Annotated in this window: 17 protein-coding genes; 3 read left to right on the forward strand and 14 right to left on the reverse strand. The window is 59.2% G+C overall.

Features of this window, described 5'->3' with window-relative positions; translation table 11 throughout:
* Nucleotides 1-29: 29 nt before the first annotated feature.
* The 3 genes from WX88_RS00920 to WX88_RS00930 form a co-directional block, all read right to left on the reverse strand.
* A complete protein-coding gene (locus WX88_RS00920) occupies nt 30-2,384 on the reverse strand; it encodes a TonB-dependent receptor (protein ID WP_231590591.1) in 2,355 nt (784 codons plus the stop codon).
* 470 nt (nt 2,385-2,854) lie between these two features.
* Entirely contained in the window at nt 2,855-3,562 is a 708-nt protein-coding gene (locus tag WX88_RS00925) for a DUF3291 domain-containing protein (RefSeq protein ID WP_046242436.1), read from the reverse strand.
* A 199-nt stretch (nt 3,563-3,761) separates the two neighbouring features.
* Nucleotides 3,762-4,271, reverse strand: coding sequence for a pyridoxamine 5'-phosphate oxidase family protein (locus WX88_RS00930; RefSeq protein WP_046242437.1), 510 nt, complete (start codon nt 4,269-4,271; stop codon nt 3,762-3,764).
* Between the two features lie 301 nt (nt 4,272-4,572).
* On the opposite strand from WX88_RS00930, the gene WX88_RS00935 reads away from it, so the two are divergent.
* A complete protein-coding gene (locus WX88_RS00935) occupies nt 4,573-5,181 on the forward strand; it encodes an acyl carrier protein phosphodiesterase (protein ID WP_046242438.1) in 609 nt (202 codons plus the stop codon).
* 232 nt (nt 5,182-5,413) lie between these two features.
* Here WX88_RS00935 and WX88_RS00940 read toward each other — a convergent pair whose 3' ends face one another.
* The gene (locus WX88_RS00940; RefSeq protein ID WP_046242439.1) at nt 5,414-5,929 is read right to left on the reverse strand and encodes an FKBP-type peptidyl-prolyl cis-trans isomerase; all 516 of its coding nucleotides are present in this window, start codon (nt 5,927-5,929) and stop codon (nt 5,414-5,416) included.
* A gap of 592 nt (nt 5,930-6,521) precedes the next feature.
* Complete coding sequence (locus WX88_RS00945; RefSeq protein ID WP_052732222.1) at nt 6,522-8,510, reverse strand: AAA domain-containing protein; 1,989 nt, start codon at nt 8,508-8,510, stop codon at nt 6,522-6,524.
* Between the two features lie 143 nt (nt 8,511-8,653).
* On the opposite strand from WX88_RS00945, the gene WX88_RS27050 reads away from it, so the two are divergent.
* Complete coding sequence (locus tag WX88_RS27050) at nt 8,654-9,334, forward strand: DUF6985 domain-containing protein (RefSeq protein ID WP_052732223.1); 681 nt, start codon at nt 8,654-8,656, stop codon at nt 9,332-9,334.
* 9 nt (nt 9,335-9,343) lie between these two features.
* On the opposite strand, the gene WX88_RS31705 is transcribed toward WX88_RS27050, so the two are convergent.
* From WX88_RS31705 to WX88_RS00990, 9 genes are all read right to left on the reverse strand, one after another.
* A complete protein-coding gene (locus WX88_RS31705; protein WP_262489794.1) occupies nt 9,344-9,466 on the reverse strand; it encodes a hypothetical protein in 123 nt (40 codons plus the stop codon).
* A 629-nt stretch (nt 9,467-10,095) separates the two neighbouring features.
* The gene (locus WX88_RS00955) at nt 10,096-10,923 is read right to left on the reverse strand and encodes an ATP-grasp domain-containing protein (protein WP_046242440.1); all 828 of its coding nucleotides are present in this window, start codon (nt 10,921-10,923) and stop codon (nt 10,096-10,098) included.
* A gap of 148 nt (nt 10,924-11,071) precedes the next feature.
* The gene (locus WX88_RS00960; protein WP_046242441.1) at nt 11,072-11,707 is read right to left on the reverse strand and encodes an SMI1/KNR4 family protein; all 636 of its coding nucleotides are present in this window, start codon (nt 11,705-11,707) and stop codon (nt 11,072-11,074) included.
* A 264-nt stretch (nt 11,708-11,971) separates the two neighbouring features.
* Entirely contained in the window at nt 11,972-12,541 is a 570-nt protein-coding gene (locus WX88_RS00965; RefSeq protein ID WP_046242442.1) for an SMI1/KNR4 family protein, read from the reverse strand.
* A 66-nt stretch (nt 12,542-12,607) separates the two neighbouring features.
* A complete protein-coding gene (locus WX88_RS00970) occupies nt 12,608-13,330 on the reverse strand; it encodes a hypothetical protein (protein ID WP_046242443.1) in 723 nt (240 codons plus the stop codon).
* Nucleotides 13,327-14,031, reverse strand: a complete 705-nt coding sequence (locus WX88_RS00975) for an SMI1/KNR4 family protein (protein ID WP_046242444.1) — start codon at nt 14,029-14,031, stop codon at nt 13,327-13,329. Before WX88_RS00975 ends, WX88_RS00970 begins: the two co-directional genes overlap by 4 nt.
* Before the next feature lie 512 nt (nt 14,032-14,543).
* Nucleotides 14,544-15,188: a class I SAM-dependent methyltransferase gene (locus WX88_RS00980; protein WP_046242445.1), complete on the reverse strand. Its 645-nt coding sequence runs from the start codon at nt 15,186-15,188 to the stop codon at nt 14,544-14,546.
* 83 nt (nt 15,189-15,271) lie between these two features.
* Nucleotides 15,272-15,634: a hypothetical protein gene (locus WX88_RS00985; protein ID WP_046242446.1), complete on the reverse strand. Its 363-nt coding sequence runs from the start codon at nt 15,632-15,634 to the stop codon at nt 15,272-15,274.
* Between the two features lie 15 nt (nt 15,635-15,649).
* The gene (locus WX88_RS00990) at nt 15,650-16,285 is read right to left on the reverse strand and encodes a hypothetical protein (RefSeq protein ID WP_156175882.1); all 636 of its coding nucleotides are present in this window, start codon (nt 16,283-16,285) and stop codon (nt 15,650-15,652) included.
* Here WX88_RS00990 and WX88_RS00995 point away from each other — a divergent pair.
* A complete protein-coding gene (locus tag WX88_RS00995; protein WP_156175883.1) occupies nt 16,284-16,751 on the forward strand; it encodes a hypothetical protein in 468 nt (155 codons plus the stop codon). The two genes, WX88_RS00990 and WX88_RS00995, sit on opposite strands and share 2 nt — an antisense overlap.
* The last annotated feature ends 42 nt before the right edge of the window (nt 16,752-16,793 follow it).

A 16,793-nucleotide genomic window follows, 5' to 3' on the forward strand; every position in this document is an offset into this window, starting at 1 on the left:
GGGAAAGTGGGAGCGGACCAGCCGCGCTATCAAAAATGAAAATTGTAAGTGACCGAGGGAATGGTGGGAAACAGCGACACCTGTTGGGCCCGGTAGTCGATAATCTGCCCGCTGGCCTTGTCCTTCACCGTATCGAAGAAAATGAAGTACGCATTGCGGCGGTTGTAGGCGTTGTACACGCTGAAGGTGAGGTCGGAGTCGCGAAACAGCCGATTGGGCTTGAGCTTCCACACCACGCCCAGGTCGAGGCGATGGTAGGGAATCAGGCGGTAGGTGTTGCGGTCGGGGTACACCGGCACGACCTCCTGCTCGGAACTGGCCACATCTTGGAAGGCAAAGCGGCCCAGCGGCAGGGTGGTGGGGGCCCCGCTCGAATACACCAGGCTGGCCGTCACGTTGAGGCGCGGCGAGAGCTGGTGGATGACCACGGCCGTCAGGCTGTGGCGGCGGTCGTAGCTGGGCGAGTAGTCGGTGCCGCGGTTGATGCCCGTAGTGCCGCGCTGGGGCTGAAAGTTGCGCCAGGCCCAGGCCAGGGTGTAGCCAATCCAGCCGGTGGTGCGGCCGGTTTTCTTTTCCAGGTACAGCTCATTGCCGTAGCTCCAGCCGCGGCCGAAGAGGAACTCTCCGTCCAGCTCGGCGTTGACGAACAGCTGGGCCCCGTCCCGAAAATCCACTTGGTTCTGGCCCCATTTGTAGTACGCCTCATTGGTGAGCAGGTACTTGCCGCCGCCCAGCAAGAAGCTGGCCCCGGCGCTCACCTGCTGCGAGCGTTGCGGCTTCACACTCAGCCGCGAGGGATACCAGATATCGGTGGGCAGCGTGGCCCCCGAGTTCGTGACCAGGTGCACGTACTGGTACATCAGCGCGTAGTTGAGCTTGAGCGAGGTTCGGTCGTTGAGGGAGTAGCGGGCGGCGGCGCGAGGCTCCACGCCCCCGTACTGCTCCGAGCCGCTCTGGAAGCCCGACAGCCGCAGGCCGCCTTCCAGCTGCCACTTGTCGTTGACCTTGAAGTTGTCGGACGCGTAGAGGCCAATTTCCTGGCCACTGTAGCGCACGTCGGCTCCGAAGTTGAAGCGGTTGTCCTGCGCGCTGGCCTGGAGGCGGCCCACGCCAAAGCGGTGCTCGGTGAAGGCGGCACCCAGCTTCAGGGTGTGCCGGTCGGTTGGCAGCCAGTCCAGGTCCACGCGGCCAGTGTAGTCGCGAATGGCCGAGCCAAGGTCGAAGCTAAATTGGTCGAGACGGTTGCCCAGCGTGTATTTATAGTCAGTTACCGCCGCCGAGGTGTTCAGGAGCAGCTTAGGGCTGAAGGTGTGCTGCCAGCGCACCACGCCGAGAGTATTGCCCCACGCAAAGTCAAAATTGAAGCTACTGAGGCTTTGGAACGAGAAGTCGTCGCGGCCCAGGTAGGCGGAGGCAAACAGCTCGTCTTTCTCGCCGAGGCGGTAGTTGGCCTTGGCGTTGAGGTCGTAGAAAAAGTAGCTTGGAATAGGCTGGTAGTCTTCGACGCCCTCGTTGCGCTGGTTGAGGGCGCGGGTGAAAATATCGAAATAGGTACGGCGCCCCGACACGATGAACGAGCCCTTGTGGTTGGCCAGGGGCCCCTCCACGGTAAGGCGCGAAGAAATCAGGCCGATGCCGCCCGTCACGCCGATTTTTTCCCGGGAGCCCGCCCGCAGCTTTACATCTACCACCGAGGAGAGCCGGCCGCCGAACTGGGCCGGAAACCCTGACTTGTACAAGTCCACGCTCTGCACGGCATCCGAATTAAACACCGAAAACAGCCCGAACAAGTGATTGGGGTTGTACACCAGCGCGTTGTCGAGTAGCACTAGGTTTTGGTCGGACGAGCCGCCGCGCACGAACAGGCCGCTGGTGCCCTCGCCCCCATTTTGCACTCCAGGCTTGAGCTGCAAGGTTTTCAGAATGTCGACTTCCCCAAACAGCGCCGGCAGCAGCTTGGCCTCCCGAATCGTCAGCGTTTCAACGCCCATCTGGGTGCTGCGGAGCTTCTCTTGCAGCGTGACGGCACCTTCCACCACCACTTCATCCAGCTCGTTGCCCTCGGCGAGGAGCACCAGATTCAGGCGCTGGTCGCGGCTTAGGGTCAACGCGCGCGTCAGGGGCTGGTAGCCAATAAAGCGGACGAGGACCTGGTGCCGGCCCGCTGGCAACGAGAGCGTAAAAGCACCCTGCGCGTCGGCCGCGACGCCCAGGCCCAGCGCGGGCACGGCCACCGTTGCGCCGGGCAGGGCCTCGCCGGTGCTGCTGCGCACTTGTCCGCTGAGGGTATAGGCCGTGGGAGCCTGCGCCCAAGCTGCCATCCCCGGCAGCGCGGCCAACATAGAGAACAGCAAGGCAAGGCGCGGTAAGCAGATAGCAGTCATTGGCAAAGGAAGAGCGGACCTAAACAGGGCTGGCGGCAGGCTAACTATCCTCCGGCCAGGGAATAAATGGTGCGAAGAACTAGCTCCGCAGCGGTCGGCCCCAGTAAAAAAGGGTGAAGCGCTGAACCAATCCCGTGAAGCGTCGAATAAAGGCCGTGAACCAATGCCAGGTTGAGAGGAAGGGGCGCTTCCCGGCAAGCCACCCGCAAGCAAGCGTTCAGTTCTTCCAGCACGCCTCCGTCCTGCCACTTCGCTTAAGTACCAACATACCGGGCCAAATCATGGCCCGAATTCAACTCAACCATCTCCTGAATGTCTGGCCGAAAAATACCCGAATAGTCATGTAGAGCCCGCCTACTGAAGCATCTCTCCCAATTTTTTAACGGGTCAGCCAAAGCAGACAAATGTATTGACAGGCTCCGTATAACCTGCCTTTTCCGGGAGGTTGATTTTTTCCGATAGACGCTGAATCAACCTAGCAGCCCCACTAGGGGGTTGCGCCCGTCGAGCGTGCCGGTGCTGGCCAGCACCTGGAAGCGGGCGAACATTTCTTCGGCATACCATTTTTCGCGGCGCGTGAGCACAATGACTTCCCGGTGCCGGGCGTCGCGGTAGGCATACTCCTGCATGGCCTGGGCCGATTCCCACACGCTGAACGTGGCCTGGCGCACTATCGGCAGTTCGCCCAAGCCAATGGCGGCGCGCACGCCCACCGCTTGCCCCAGCGCCGCGCTGGTCGGCTCCACGTATTGCCAGAAGCGCCGGGTTTTCCGCCAGCTGATGCTGGCGCGGGTGAGCACGGCCACGGGCGCATCGGGGGCCGCAACCTGCCCGGAAACATATTCAAAGGGCGCTTTCCCGTCCCACAGGCCGTGCGATTTCAGCGGCGCCAGGTGCACCGACCACAGCTCGGTGCTGTGCTGCTCGTAAGTAGCCCACAGCGGGTGCTGTACGAAGAAAGCTTCAGCTGCGGCGGCATTTTCCCACACGGCCATGAAGCCGTAGCGGCGCAGGTTGGGCCAGAAACCGAAGCCGTTGTTGGCGCCGCTGCCCATCAGCTTATAAAAACGCAGCCCCGCTACCCGTTGCAGCTGGGCGGGCGAGGTGCCCATCTGGGCTAGGCCCCAGCGCTGCTGGCCGGGCCGAAGAGTGAAAATGGTGAGCGTAGTATGCGGCATGCGGGAAGATGAGCGGCCGGCGCCTGGCCGGGCCGCGGGTTGCTAGCAACAATAAAAAGGCCGGAATTGCTTCCGGCCTTTGCTTCTAAACAAGCGGTTGAGTAATCTAGTGCGATTATGCAGTTGGTATACAATCCATCAGCTTTCCTCTCCAGGGGAGAGGGGTTGGGGGTGAGGTTTCCCCGGTCGCGCCGTGTGTCTAGCTTGGGATGACAACCGACTGCCGCTCGGCGCTGGGTTGGTCGCGCTCGCCGGTCACCACGGCTTTCACATAAGCGTAGGCCCGCAGCAGCGTGGAACTGGGGGTGTCCCAGAATTCGCCTTTGTCGATGGTGACCCGGAGCAGGGCAATATTGGGGTCGTCGGAGCCTTTGGGGAACCAGCCGCGCAGGCCTTCGTTCCACAGTTCCTTGATTTTGGCGCGGTCCGTAACGACCTGGGCCGTGCCCGAAATGGCAACGTACAAGTTGGCGCTGGGGTCGGCATAGCCCAGGTTTACGTGGCGGTCTTGCTGCACTTCGTCAACTTTCTGCGAGTCCTGCTCGGTGAAGAACCAGAGCGTGCCATCCTCTTCCGGCTCGGAAGTATACATGGGGCGCGAGTGCAGTTCATTGCCATTCTCGATGGTAGTCATCATGGCAATTTTGACGTCCTTGATTTTTTCGACGAGCTTGGTTACGTCGTGGCTTACGGCAACTTGGTCGGCCATGGGAGTAGGTGTTTAGGGAAAGGAATGAGACGAAATAAAGTCTGGGGTTTACGGCCCCGGTCGCTTACTTGTTTCCCCAAGCCGGGACTTACAGTGGACTTTCCGGTTGCAATCACATGCCTGATTGACATCAGCGAGGCTGGCTGTCCCCGACCAGCCAGCCTCGCTGATGTCAATCAGCTATTTCTTTATTTTGATTATTACCAACCGAGTGGTAGTTAAATATTCTTTAATTGTCATTGCTACCCATCGGGTAATAAAAGGCTGTCTTTTTAATCATTTGTTACCCGTCAGAGCCTTCATGAATTTTCTAGCTCACCTCTTCTTATCCGGTCCTCCCCATTCAACTCCCTACGCCGATGTGCTGCTAGGTAATTTCATTGCCGATTCGGTGCCCGGCAAGCAGCTCGAAAACTACCCGCCCGCCGTGCAAACCGGCATTCGCCTGCACCGCGCCATCGACACCTTCACCGACCAGCACCCAGTAGTGCGGCGCGCCACCCAGCGCCTGCGCACGGCCGGCTACGGCAAGTACGCCGGGGTAATTTCCGACATGTTTCTCGACCATTTCCTGGCCCGCCACTTTAGCGATTTTTCTGCCGAAAGCCTGCCTGATTTTACCCAGCGAGTATACTTCTTGCTCACGGCCCGTCAGGCCGAAATGCCCCTACGCGTGCAGCAATTCCTGCCTCACATGACGCGGCATAACTGGCTGTTGGGCTACGCCGGGCTGGATGGTATTACCCGCGCCCTCAACGGCTTGAGCCGCCGGGCCGTAGTCGGCTCAGGTATGGAGACGGCGGTAGAAGAGCTGCAAGCCAACTACACAGCCTATGAGGAAGATTTTCGGGCCTACTTCCCGCAACTTCAGGGATACGTAGCTGATTTTCTGCACCAAAGCATCTGCTAAGAAGAACGATGTAGAGACGCGACCCTTCGCGTCTCCTCGTTGAACGATGACGCTCAGACGACATCCGAACGGTGCGGACGACGAGACGCCAAGGATGGCGTCTCTACATCGTGCTGGCTAAGGCAAAGAGCTTCCCAAAAAAGAACGTCCTGCTGCGTGAAAGCGCAGCAGGACGTTCTGTATAACATACCGTTCGGTTAGATTTCGCAACGAAACCTGGTATCGTCAAAGCTTAGTGCTGGTGGCCGCCTGCGCCGTGCGCGTGGCCGTGGGCCAGCTCCTCGGCGGTGGCGTCGCGCACGTCCTGAATTTTGCCCTGGAAGTGCATCACCATGCCAGCCAGGGGGTGGTTGAAGTCCATTTGCACGGCCGTGTCGCCGATGCTGACCACTTTGGCCTGCATGTGGTTGCCTTCGTTGTCGGCCATGGGTAGGAAGTTGCCGGGTTGCAGCATTTCCTCATCGAGCTTGCCATCAATGAGGAAAACTTCCTTGGGAATTTCAACCAGGGCCTGCTCGTCGTAGTCGCCGTAGGCCTGCTCGGGGGTGAGGCTAAACTGGAATTCGTCGCCGGGATTTTTGCCATCGAGTTGGGCTTCAAATTCCTCGGGCAGGCCACTGTGGCCGAAGAGAAACACCATGGGAGAATCGGCTTCGGCGGATTCGACCAGCACTTTTTCCTGGTTTTCGTCGGTCACACTAAGGTCGTAGGTGATGGTGACAACTTTTTTGTCGCTGATTGCGGCCATAGGGAAGGTTCAGTCGGCCGAAGCCGGCTGTTGGGAGTGGGTGGTAAGAAAATTTCAGGCAAGATAGGTACGCAAATGGCGCGCAAAGGGCGAATTATGGCCCTGCTTTTTTGCGGAACGGCCCGACCAGCCGTCGTAACCTCGTTAAAATAGCCGCTTTATGCCAGCGGCGTAGAGTAGTTGATACTTGATTATCAAATTACTTCTCCTTTTCTGATTGAATTCATACGCAACCTATTTCCGCCGTCGCTGAACGATACCAACGGCCTAGACTGCCCCAGCCAAGAATACCTATCTAAAGTAAAAACAGCAGAGCCCGCAGCATTATGCCACGGGCTCTGCTGTTTTTCTGCGGAAGCTATTTAGCAAAGCCTCCTTTAACTCGCTAATCGTCATGCCGAGCGCAGCCGAGGCATCTCGCTCGCATCGTTGAACCGCAAGCTGACGGAGCGAACCATTGGATTACTGCCGCACGCGAGATGCCTCGGCTGCGCTCGGCATGAGGGTCGGCATGACGCTCGGGGGATAGTCTATTGAATTTCTAAACAGCCGCGCAAAATCGATTCCCCTCTCCACGGGAGAGGGGAATCGGTTAATCCTGCAGCTCCCACGCCGTGCGGTAGCCGCCAATGCGCTCCACATAGTCCAACAGCGCCTTGAAAAACGGGTTAGCGCTCAGCGTCGACGAGTCGCCCACGAGCAGCAGCTTGCGGCGGGCGCGGGTCATGCCCACGTTCATGCGGCGGATGTCGGATAGGAAGCCGATTTCGCCATGGTTGTTGCTGCGGGTGAGCGAGATGGCGATGATGTCGCGCTCCTGGCCCTGGAACGAATCGACGGTGCCAACGCTGAGCATGCGGTGAGCCAGGAGGCCGCTCAGCTCGTCATTTTCCTCAATGGCGTCCTTTAAATAGTTGATTTGGGCGCGATAGGGAGCAATTACGCCGATGGTGAGCAGGTCTTCCTCGTGGTCGGCCTGGTCGTAGGGTTCCAGCAGCTGCGCGAGGCGCTTGATGAGCAAATCACCCTCTTCCGGGTTGGCCGTGGAGCGGCTTTCGGGGATGGTGATTTCCTGGAAGCCGAAACCGGCCGTGTCGAGGAATTCCACGGGCAGGTCGGGGGCGAAGCGCAGGTCGTAGTCGGCCAGGTCGGCGTGGCGCACGGTGCTGTGAGCTTCGAGCTTGCCCTCGTAGAACTGCTCCGAGCTGAACTCCATGATTTGCTCGTGCATGCGGTACTGCACCGTGAGCATGCGGGCCGTGGCCGGCTGGCGCTTGATGCACTTCTCAAACAGCGTTTCGCGCAGACCGTCGCGGGCGGCTTTTTCGCTCTTCACCGTGGGCGGCAGTTGGTGGTGGTCGCCGGCCAGGACCACGCGGTTGGCCTTGGCAATCGGAATCCAGCAGCCTGGCTCCAGGGCCTGGGCGGCCTCGTCGATGAACACCGTTTCGTAGGTCAGATGGCGGATGTTGCGGTTCGAAGCGCCGACCAGCGTGCAGGTTATCACCTGCACCGATTCCAGCAAATCCTCGGTAATGTAGCGTTCCAAATCGTCGGCCTGCTGGAACAGCATTCGCGCTTCCTCCTTCAGCATTTTGCGTTGCTGCTGCTCCTCGTAGCCGAAGTTGCGCACGTATTTACTGGCGGTTTCGCGGTATTGCTCGGCGGTCTGGCGCATGGAGCGCAGCTCGTTGTAGCTCTTGTGGGCCATCACTTGCGCATCCAAGGTATGTTCCAAGAGCAGGTCGGAAACCCGGCTGGGGTTGCCCATCCGAATGACGTTGACGCCGCGCTCGGCCAGCTTTTCGGTGAGCAAATCGACGGCTGTGTTGCTGGGTGCGCACACCAGCACCCGCCGCTCGCGCCGGATGGTTTCCAGAATAACCTGCACCAGCGTGGTGGTTTTGCCGGTGCCGGGCGGGCCGTGGATGATGGCTACGTCCTGGGCCGCCAGCACGTGGCGCACGGCGGCCAGCTGCGAGTCGTTCAGCGGGCTGGGATAAAACAGGTCGTCGGGCTTTTCCTCGCGGAAGCGGGCTTCTTTGGCCCCCAGCAAAATGTCGCGCAGCTCGGCCAGCCGGTCGCCGTAGGCGCCCATCACCTTGCCCAAGGCGTAATCCATCTCCCGGTAGCTCACCTCATCAAAGGTGAGGTCGATGCCCAGCTTGCCGCCTTCGGTCACCCAATCGGGCAGGTCTTCTTTGGTGGTGGCCAGTAGCAGCTTGTTGCGGCGCACGCTGGTAATCACGCCATTCAGGGTGGGCCGGTCGGTGGCGGAGCGGCCGGGAATATTACCAAAGAGCGAGGCGTTCTTGCCCACCTGAAACAGGTGGAGGCCCTGCTGGCCGGCGGGCCGCTCCAATTCGAGCACGACTTTACCACCGAAGCCGATATCTTCTTTGGTGATGGTGACGGGGTACCAGGTCAGGCCGCGCTGTTGCCGTTCGGCAATGCTGGCCTTGGCGTTCTTAATCTTGAATTGTTCCAGGTCTTCCTTTTGCTCCAGCTGCATGAGGGCCTGGGTGTGGCGCAGCTCTTTTTCGAGGGCGTAAGGGTCGGTGGGGGTGAATACTTCTGACAAAAGAATTATGAATTGATTTCGTTGCTTGGGTAACAACGAAAACGGAAAATGAGTGGCGAAGGTCGGATGCTTTTTACAAAGCTGGGCATGGTCCTACTTTTAGGACTGAATCTCATTAGATTTTCCTTTAAAGCCTGCTCGCCATGCCCGAAGACTTGAATACTGACAATTCACCCGCTATGCTGTATTCAGCAGGTATTCCGGGCCTGAATTGGGACGAATACCGGTGGGAAGGAATAATTAGCCTACCCGAGTGGGAGGCTTTCAATAAAGGAACTGGGGCCTGGAAACCAGTCCGAGCGGCTACCAGGGCGCGGCGGCGCAAGCGGGAGAAGCGGGCCGACCAGCATCGCTTCGAATTTCCTCCCTCCGACGACTCCCTTCAGCTAAGCGTCTATCCGCCTTTTATAAACGAGAAAGTGTTGCCGAGTCCGGAGCAAGTACGTGCTTACCAATTGCTGCTCGCGCACGAAGGCGAACTACTAACCGCAGTGTTGGCAGAGTTTAAAAAGCACTGGTCCGAAATCATTTGTATTTATGACCATTCGGATGAGGACCCGAACCGGCACAGTATGCCGTTTACGCTACGGGCGCCCGAAGAGCTATGTGGCCTCCTGGAGTTGCACCACGTCTACATCAAACGGACGCACACCGATGGGGTGGCGCATATCGGGCTGGCCCTCAGCTGCGACTGGGACACCGAGCACGGCCTGGGCGTATACACTCACCACGGCCGCGTACTGGGCCTTGGGAGCGGCGACTTGGCCTTTAGCAGCTTGAGCAGCGCTTTCAAGTTTTGGCAAAGCCGCGGGACAACGGAATAGCGCAGCAGCCTACGCCCGGGTGGTGAGCACGTCGTCCATGCGTCCGTAGTCGGGTGGCAGGGGCCCGGCGTTAGCCGCATCAGCGGCGCTGCCGAGGACGAGTGTCCAGCGGGCAGGGGTGGTGGAGTCCATCTGACTAGTACGTCAGCCGCCAGCACCTCGTCGATAACTATAGCGGAGTGTCGGATGGCGGCTTTCTTCTCCGGCGTGCGGGCTTCGGCCGGCGTAAAGATGCCTTGCACATACACCTCTTCCAGATGCGGCAGCGGGTGGATGGCGAGGTTGTGCTTGTACACCGTGCTGTCGGGGTAGGCAGTTCTCCGCTTCCTGTGCGGCTGGTGCAGCATCCCGAAATATGATGTCCGGGCCGTTTCCACACGGACCGGTGCAGTAGGCTTCCCCGCTCGGGGCGTCCGAGCCCGGTGCCGAGCTCCGTGGGCGGGCCCAACTGCTGGGTGAGGGAAGAAAGCCAGTGGGTCAGCGCTGCGGCGGCGCTTGAGAGCGGTGGGGCGGGTGCCAACTCGTACTTCACCAGCAGCACCGGCCGGTGATAAGCAGGGGCCCATAGGCGGCAGGCGGTGGTGGCCAGCCCGAATGCCGACCGGCACATACCGTGCAGGCTGCTTGCGCCGTCATCGTCGCGCTGCCACTCTCTGCCAGGTGTGAGCCAGGGTACTTCCGACAGGCAAGTGCCCCAGGGGATGGAAAGCTCGTCAACGAAATAGGCAACATCGAAAGACATAGGATTGAGCTATTTATAACTAAGCGAGTTTTTGTCGGAGCAGCCCGGTAACCGCCGCCACTACATCGGCAATTGCCGCCGGCTGATAAAACCCAGTACCATTAAAGCAATTGCACTCGATAACCCAGTACCGGCCATCGGCGAGGGCCGTGTCAAGCACGAAAACCGCGTGCGGCTGATAGGCGGCGCAGCAGTCGACCACGAAGGCCAGCAGGTCGGCGGGCACATCGGCGCCGGAAACCGATAGCTCGCCCCGCTGCTGGTAGCGCGCCGAGGAAACCACCTGGCCTCCCACGATGAAGTGGCGCCACTCCTTGTCAATTACCTTGGGCGAGCTGAACAGCAGCAGCGAGTCAGCCGTCAGATCGGCGCCGGCGTCGGCTACGGCCGCCAGCTGCTGGTGCCACTCCCGAAGCTGGTCGAAGCTCATGACCCGGCCGGCAAAGGTCTTGGTATCGTCGTTGGGTCGCACAAACCACTGGCTGTCCGCTGGAAGAGGCTGCGCTACGAAGCGGCCGAGCGTCTGAATGGCAACGTCGTGGTTCAGCATGTGCTCGGGCCAGTGCGCCAAATAATTGGTCATCGTAAAGGCCGATGAGTCGTAGAAAACGCCCGCTGCGTACCGGCCGGTGTGGTAGGCATTCATTACCAGAGTAGTGGAGCCGTAGAATACGCAGCAGGCCGTCGGCTTTTGCAGCATCGGCAGCTCCCGCGAAAATGGTATCGATACCACTTCCTCGTGAGAAATGGCCTGTTGCGTAAATGCCTGCCGAAAGGCCGCCAGCATTGGTGGGGGCAGCAGGTTGCGTTGCAGCACCCAATGGACTTCTTTTTCAGGCGGCATCATCACGGAAGTGCAGGAGTTAGGGTTGACTACGGCTGGCTGTCAATTCCCGTCCGCGGTCAACGTCGCGCTATATTACGCCAACTGCCGTAAGTGCTAACCGCGACAGTTACCAGACTGGCGGTGATGCAGGTTATCGTGGAAGATGAATTCATAGCTTATCAGCTGCCGACCAGCGCTCGGCGTTGAACCAGTTCACCAGGTCAATGCTCGGGTCAGGGGCCAGGTAATCATTGCCGTCTTCTGCCGCGTCGGGGTCGAGGGAGTAGCGGCCCCGCTCCAGGTCGCGAGCAAAATCGGCCAGCAGCGCGCCCACCGAATCGGCAACCAGAAAGGCGGTTTCGCACTCCTCGTCGAGCAGAATAACCTGTCCGTAGGTGCCGCCCTCCGCAGGGTCCAGGTCCACGCACAGCCACACGTGGGAGCCATCGAAGCCCAGGTAGAGCCAGAGCGGGCGTTGCGCATTGTCGGCTTTTAGGGAGGAATGGGCTTTTTGCAGCGGGGCTGGTTCGCTGGTCTGTACCCGGTAGTTGTGCTGGACCTCAACTTCTGCCAAAGGCAGAAAACTCAGGCCGTAGAAGAAGTTACCGAAGTTTCCGGCGTCCTCGTTCAGGCCATTGTGGCGCCGGTATAAGGCTTTGTAATCATCGGGCAGCGGCTGACCGACTGCCGTTTCTAAGGTGGTTATTTGTTCTTCGGTGGCGCCGGGGTTCAGGCTCTCGCTTAGAATATGGGGCGCCTGCGCCGCCAGCCAGCGCGCAACGCGGTTAAGGGAGTCGTTGACCATGAGGAAGCGGTAAAGAAAGTGGAGAAGTAATGCAGCAAACGAAACTCAATAATTGACCGCTGGCAGCAGTGGCAAGTGCGTGCTAAGCAGAGTTGTTTTCGCGTGAATAGCGCAGCGTTAAGGTAGAAAAAAAGCCTTCCTCGTTTCAGGAGTTACCATCTTCCATTCGACTCATTACCTGGCCAGTTGGCAGTGCAATGGCTTTGATCAGCTTCGTCATCGTCAATAGAAAAAAGATAGTGCCCCGATGGTCGAATTATATAATTATCCCGCCTCAAATTCCTGCGGAAAACCAGCAGGATATTCGGGTTTGAAATTCACAACATCATCTTCGGAGAGCGGGGCGGCGGTGCCGGCTTGCTCGTAGGTGTGCACCACGGCCGTGAGCCAACTGGTAAGGTCCGGGAATAACACGGAGCGCGGCTCCCAGTCGTGCCAGTGTTGGAGGACTTGGCCGGGCCGTCCGGTGAAGCTACCTTCTAAATCGAGGCAAATGTGGTCGCCCCCACCATTTTCTAGGAAAGGCACCCAAGCCGGCCCCCACCAGTTGGGCACGAACTCCTCGGCCGCCAGCATCTTGCAATTCACCCGCATGGTTGCCGCCGCGCTGCTTACCGACTGAAGGCCGTTGTTCTGAAAAAAGTTGTCGAAGCCCTGCTGCCCGTTGCGCCAGCCAAACCAAAGCTGGAGTTCCGGCGGCAACACCAGCCCAAACTCAGCTTCCAGGGCCACTATTTCGGCGACCGGGGCAGGTGGGTTCAAGGTGGCGTAATAGTCAGGGCGCAGCTGTTGCAGCAAGGTATCAAGGCGGTCGAGTAAGTCGGCAAAATTCATGATGAGTAGACAGGCTTTAGTATAGATGTTTGTAGCAGCATGGATTATGCTACTACTCATACAGCTCTAGCCGTAGTGGTGCACGCATACCAGCCGCTGGCCAACTGGGTCAAAATAAAGCAGCATGGTATTGCCGTCAGGGAAATAGGGCGCGGCCGGTACCAGTCCCACAGGGTGTAGCACAGCTAGGTCGAGAGTCGGAAAGAGGTAAGCTTGGTTGGCCCGAGCCTCGGCATCGGCGTCACGGAAATCGGCGTGGGTTGCGGGCACAAAGAACGCGCCGGGCTCTTCGTGCCAGCCCCGCAGCCAGGCGTTGATGCTTCGAAACCGGCCGGTGCGTCGGTACTGCTCCCGCACGTAGCAAAAGCTGCGGAAGGTTTCGAGAAAATAGACTGCATCGAAGCCCGCCGGGGTGGCCAGCGGGGGCAATTGGTCGACGGCGAACAGTTGCTCCGGGGTAGTAGCGGCCAGGTACTGCGCCTGGTTTCGGGCCCAGTCGGCAGCCAACCGGGCCCGAAACTCCGCCACCACCGCGTATCCTTTGAATAGTCGGCGGTCGCCATCAAACGCCACCTGCCCGCCCCGACCCCGAAAGACCGTGAAATGTGCGGAGGCCTCGGCCGTGGCGAAGGCTTCGTCGTACCACAGGCCGTTGGTGGAGAGCACCAGCAGCGCCAGCTCTGTCGGCAGCCCTGGGACTCCGCTCACCCGGCACAGCGGGTAGAAAAAGCCCTGCCACTGCTCATCTGCCCACACGGTGGCCCAGTCGGGGTGGGGCGTAATGGTCATTCAGTGAAGTGCGGGAAAGTTGCGTTTAGCCGGTCGAAGGGTATTTCCTGCTGAATGATTTGGGCAAATTCTGAGGGCGGCAGCAGCGTTTCGATGGTGTACTGCCGACGGGGGAGTACCACGGTTTCCTGCCGCAGTGGCCGGTCGTAGACCTCGGCTAGCAGGGTGTTCCATTCGGGCCGCAGATACGGGCTGATGGACTGCGCCGCCCGTTGCAAATCTTCGCGTAAAGACTCAAAATCGGTGTATTGAGCCAGGTCGTATTCGTCGAATGAAGTGGCGCGGTTTAGCATTTCCCGAAAAATGAAGGCTTCCAGTGTGGGTGCCAGCACGGTGGTTTCGTTATCGTCGTGGAGCGAGAGGGTGATGGGTGCTTTGCCATCGGTAGCCAGGGTGGGGCAGAAGGCGTAGAGGTCGCCCGAGCCGGTGTGTCCCAAGGGGACAAATTGGTAGGCGGGGTCCCAGCCTTCACCCAGCGACAGGGTTGGGACGGTTTCGGGGGCGTACAACTCAAAATCACGCGCGAAGAGGAGGATGGGGGGCTTTTGCCGCAGGCGGGGAAAAATATGCGTGTGCCATTTGCGGTTTGGGTACCCGCCGTCTAGAAACCAATCCAGCATGCCATCACGGTAAAGCTGCTTATAGATTTCGGGCAGCCCGAAGGCATATTTTTGCTCAATGGCTTCGACTGGGTTTTGCATAGATGGTAGCTTATGTAGTTAGGGTGAAAAGTGGCAATATAGGCGGTTGGCAGCGGCTTGGTACTGGATTAAGTGGGCTTTTTTGCCTCATTATTCAGCCGGATTATCCGCAGTCGTTTCACCGCCGTATCGCGCAGGCTGGGCAGTAGAGCACGTAGTTGGGTGGTATCACCGATTTCTGTGCTCAGCGCCTCCACCAAGTGCGGTAGTGCCCATTCAACCCCGGAGCTGCCCGTGTTGAACGGCGGTCCCAGGGCTATCAGCTACGAGGCCGGTTGGTTGCTAATCAGATTAATTCTATTTCTGGCTGACCAGCCCATCGGCCGCACCCACCGCTGCGCGCCACAATGTTAGAGAGGTTTGGCCACGGCAGAAAGCTAGGTGCGAAAAAATAACCTACAGAACCATCGAACTGGCTTAGCGCCCTGCATCAGGCATTGTTCGGCCATCCTTCAACGCTGAGCTGCAACAATACTTCTGTGTATTGTTCTTGTGATAAAAAAGCAGCTTGTTCAGCGCTTTCGGGCCACTAATTTCACCAGGCGCTGGGTTTCCCGCGAGAAGTCGGCGATGCCGATGGGCTCTTCATAATGCAGGATTTGGAAGTTGGCCGCGGCGTAAAGGTTCTTCAGCTCATCGGTTGCGAAGCCTACTTCCTGACCAGGCTTGTTCCCGCGCGCGTGGTTGACGTCGGTGTGAAAGTTTTCGAATACGACCAAGCCACTGGGCTTGAGGCCCGCTTGCACCTGTGCCACGTGGGCGCTTTCGTCGGCGTAGCACAGCACAATCAGGTCCCAGCAGTTGGTGCCCCAATCGTAGGTAGCTACGTCGTGCTCGACAGTGGTGAGGGCGATGCCGAGTTGCCGAGCTTGGTCCTGGGCAAACGCTAGTGCCTGGTCGGCATAGTCCACGCCCGTGACCTGCCAGCCTTGTTGGGCCAGGTACAGGGCATTGCGACCTTCGCCCATGTTCACGTCCAGCGCCATGCCGGCCGGGTGGTTGCGCACGGTTTCCACCAGCAGCGCATTCGGCTGAGCGTTGAAGCGGGTGCGCCGCCAAGTGGCGTCCAGCAGGAAGTGGTTCCAGCGGCCGCGTTCGTACTCTTGCATCTGGATGGGCGTGGCATTAGCTGGTGGGAGCGGATAAGGCGTATTCACGGCGGGAAAATAGGGTGGGAGTGGTAAGCGGTTTGATTGAAGCTAGGCAGCCGTCACCCGTTCTATCTACTACACCCCGTATTTCATGCGAAAAAGTCCTCTGGGTCGGCTTGGCTGAGGTACTTCTGGAGGCGGGGCAAGGTGCCGAAAAATGGCAGGACGCAGTCCAGGAACTGGTCGGCGATGGGTTGGCTGGCAGCATAAGCTACAAACGTGTGGCCACCTTCCACGAACTCCAACTCATCGAGCAACTCGGGCTGGTGTTCTTCGATAATGGTTTGAAGGTGCTCGACCCAGGAATCGGCCGTGCCGCCGAAGCCGTAGTTCTGGAAGAGGACGTAGTATTCCTCCAGCCCGCCTACATCGGCGAAAATGGCCAACGGATACCCGGCAGGAGAAGGAGCTGGCAGCAATGCCACCTGAAAAGGAAAAGTAGCGGAAGACATACCGTGAAAGTACTGCTACTTCCGTCGCCGCAGCGCTACCACCAAGCCCAGCGTAACCACAGAAAGGACGGTAATCAAGGCATCGCGGACGAAGTGGCCGTGCTTGGCTTCGGCTACTTCGGCTTCGAGGTCGCGCTGACGGGCGCGCTGCTGTTTCTCGCGCTGGTGCAGGTTTTCAATCTCGTTCTGTAATTCCGACAGGCGCTGGGCAGTAAGGTTGCGGTCGTCGCGGCCGGTACTTTCGAGGTGAGTGGTGGCAGCAGCCAGGCGCACCGACGTGGTTTGGGCCTGCTGGGCGGTTTTGTTAAGCACGTCCACGATTTGCTGGTCCTTGTCGACGATGCCCTGGAGGGCGTCCACCACTTCCTGGAGGTCTTTTTTGGAGGGCTTGTTACCGAACAGACTGTTGCGCTGGGCACTGGCGGTGGCGTAGCGGCGAGTGAGCACGGCGCGCTCGCGCAACAAGCGCGGCAGAGGGCTGTCGGCGGCTACCGAGTCGGCTTGGCCGACAGCCGGTAAAAATGCGGCAGTGCTCAAGGTTCCAACCAGGGCCAGGGGGAGCAGAAAACGGCTTTTGGTGCGCAACTGCGTTATTTGTGGCTTCGATTGAATGGAATGTGAAGAGGGAGCAATCATCAACTTACTGGTCATGATAAACAATACGTGGCTCCTGTACGGAGTCGTTGGGCTGCTAACGGCCGGATGCGGCAGCAGCCGCAAAGTTCCAACTTTATATGGCACAACTACAATGCCGGGCGCCAATGAAACTGCTAGCACCGCTGTGTTGCCGTTTGTAGTGCGTGAAGTAAGTACCGACGAAACTTATGGCTATTCCGAGAAGAACCCGGTGCGGGTGGGAGGCGGCCGCTCAGCTGGGCTCCGCAATCAGCTCCGCTACCTCAATGCCCTCAAAGGTCCCCAAGGCCAAGCCATTACCTACGAGCGTCAGGCCAGCTGCTGCGCTTTCAAAACCCGGCGCGGCGCGGTGGATAACACGGGTATGCTCGACGTGTATGCCGTGAAGTGGGCCGGCAAAGACAAACCAGTCACGCTCTACATCAACATGTATCGGGGCGGCAAGCTGCTGGCACCTGTCGGCTTCTCCGCCGCCCGCTAGCACCAAGTACCAAAGTGGCCCTGAATCCACTACTTTTATAGG

The sequence above is a fragment of the Hymenobacter terrenus genome, assembly GCF_000972495.1.
GTDB classification, from domain to species: Bacteria; Bacteroidota; Bacteroidia; order Cytophagales; family Hymenobacteraceae; genus Hymenobacter; species Hymenobacter terrenus.

Excerpts from the sequence above, each read along its gene's own strand:
- WX88_RS00920 (WP_231590591.1), bottom strand. The coding sequence starts at position 2,384 with ATGACTGCTATCTGCTTACCGCGCCTTGCCTTGCTGTTCTCTATGTTG.
- WX88_RS00925 (WP_046242436.1), bottom strand. The coding sequence starts at position 3,562 with ATGCCGCATACTACGCTCACCATTTTCACTCTTCGGCCCGGCCAGCAG.
- WX88_RS00930 (WP_046242437.1), bottom strand. The coding sequence starts at position 4,271 with ATGGCCGACCAAGTTGCCGTAAGCCACGACGTAACCAAGCTCGTCGAA.
- WX88_RS00935 (WP_046242438.1), top strand. The coding sequence starts at position 4,573 with ATGAATTTTCTAGCTCACCTCTTCTTATCCGGTCCTCCCCATTCAACT.
- WX88_RS00940 (WP_046242439.1), bottom strand. The coding sequence starts at position 5,929 with ATGGCCGCAATCAGCGACAAAAAAGTTGTCACCATCACCTACGACCTT.
- WX88_RS27050 (WP_052732223.1), top strand. The coding sequence starts at position 8,654 with ATGCCCGAAGACTTGAATACTGACAATTCACCCGCTATGCTGTATTCA.
- WX88_RS31705 (WP_262489794.1), bottom strand. The coding sequence starts at position 9,466 with ATGGACTCCACCACCCCTGCCCGCTGGACACTCGTCCTCGGCAGCGCC.
- WX88_RS00955 (WP_046242440.1), bottom strand. The coding sequence starts at position 10,923 with ATGATGCCGCCTGAAAAAGAAGTCCATTGGGTGCTGCAACGCAACCTG.
- WX88_RS00960 (WP_046242441.1), bottom strand. The coding sequence starts at position 11,707 with ATGGTCAACGACTCCCTTAACCGCGTTGCGCGCTGGCTGGCGGCGCAG.
- WX88_RS00965 (WP_046242442.1), bottom strand. The coding sequence starts at position 12,541 with ATGAATTTTGCCGACTTACTCGACCGCCTTGATACCTTGCTGCAACAG.
- WX88_RS00970 (WP_046242443.1), bottom strand. The coding sequence starts at position 13,330 with ATGACCATTACGCCCCACCCCGACTGGGCCACCGTGTGGGCAGATGAG.
- WX88_RS00975 (WP_046242444.1), bottom strand. The coding sequence starts at position 14,031 with ATGCAAAACCCAGTCGAAGCCATTGAGCAAAAATATGCCTTCGGGCTG.
- WX88_RS00985 (WP_046242446.1), bottom strand. The coding sequence starts at position 15,634 with ATGTCTTCCGCTACTTTTCCTTTTCAGGTGGCATTGCTGCCAGCTCCT.
- WX88_RS00995 (WP_156175883.1), top strand. The coding sequence starts at position 16,284 with ATGATAAACAATACGTGGCTCCTGTACGGAGTCGTTGGGCTGCTAACG.
- WX88_RS00990 (WP_156175882.1), bottom strand. The coding sequence starts at position 16,285 with ATGACCAGTAAGTTGATGATTGCTCCCTCTTCACATTCCATTCAATCG.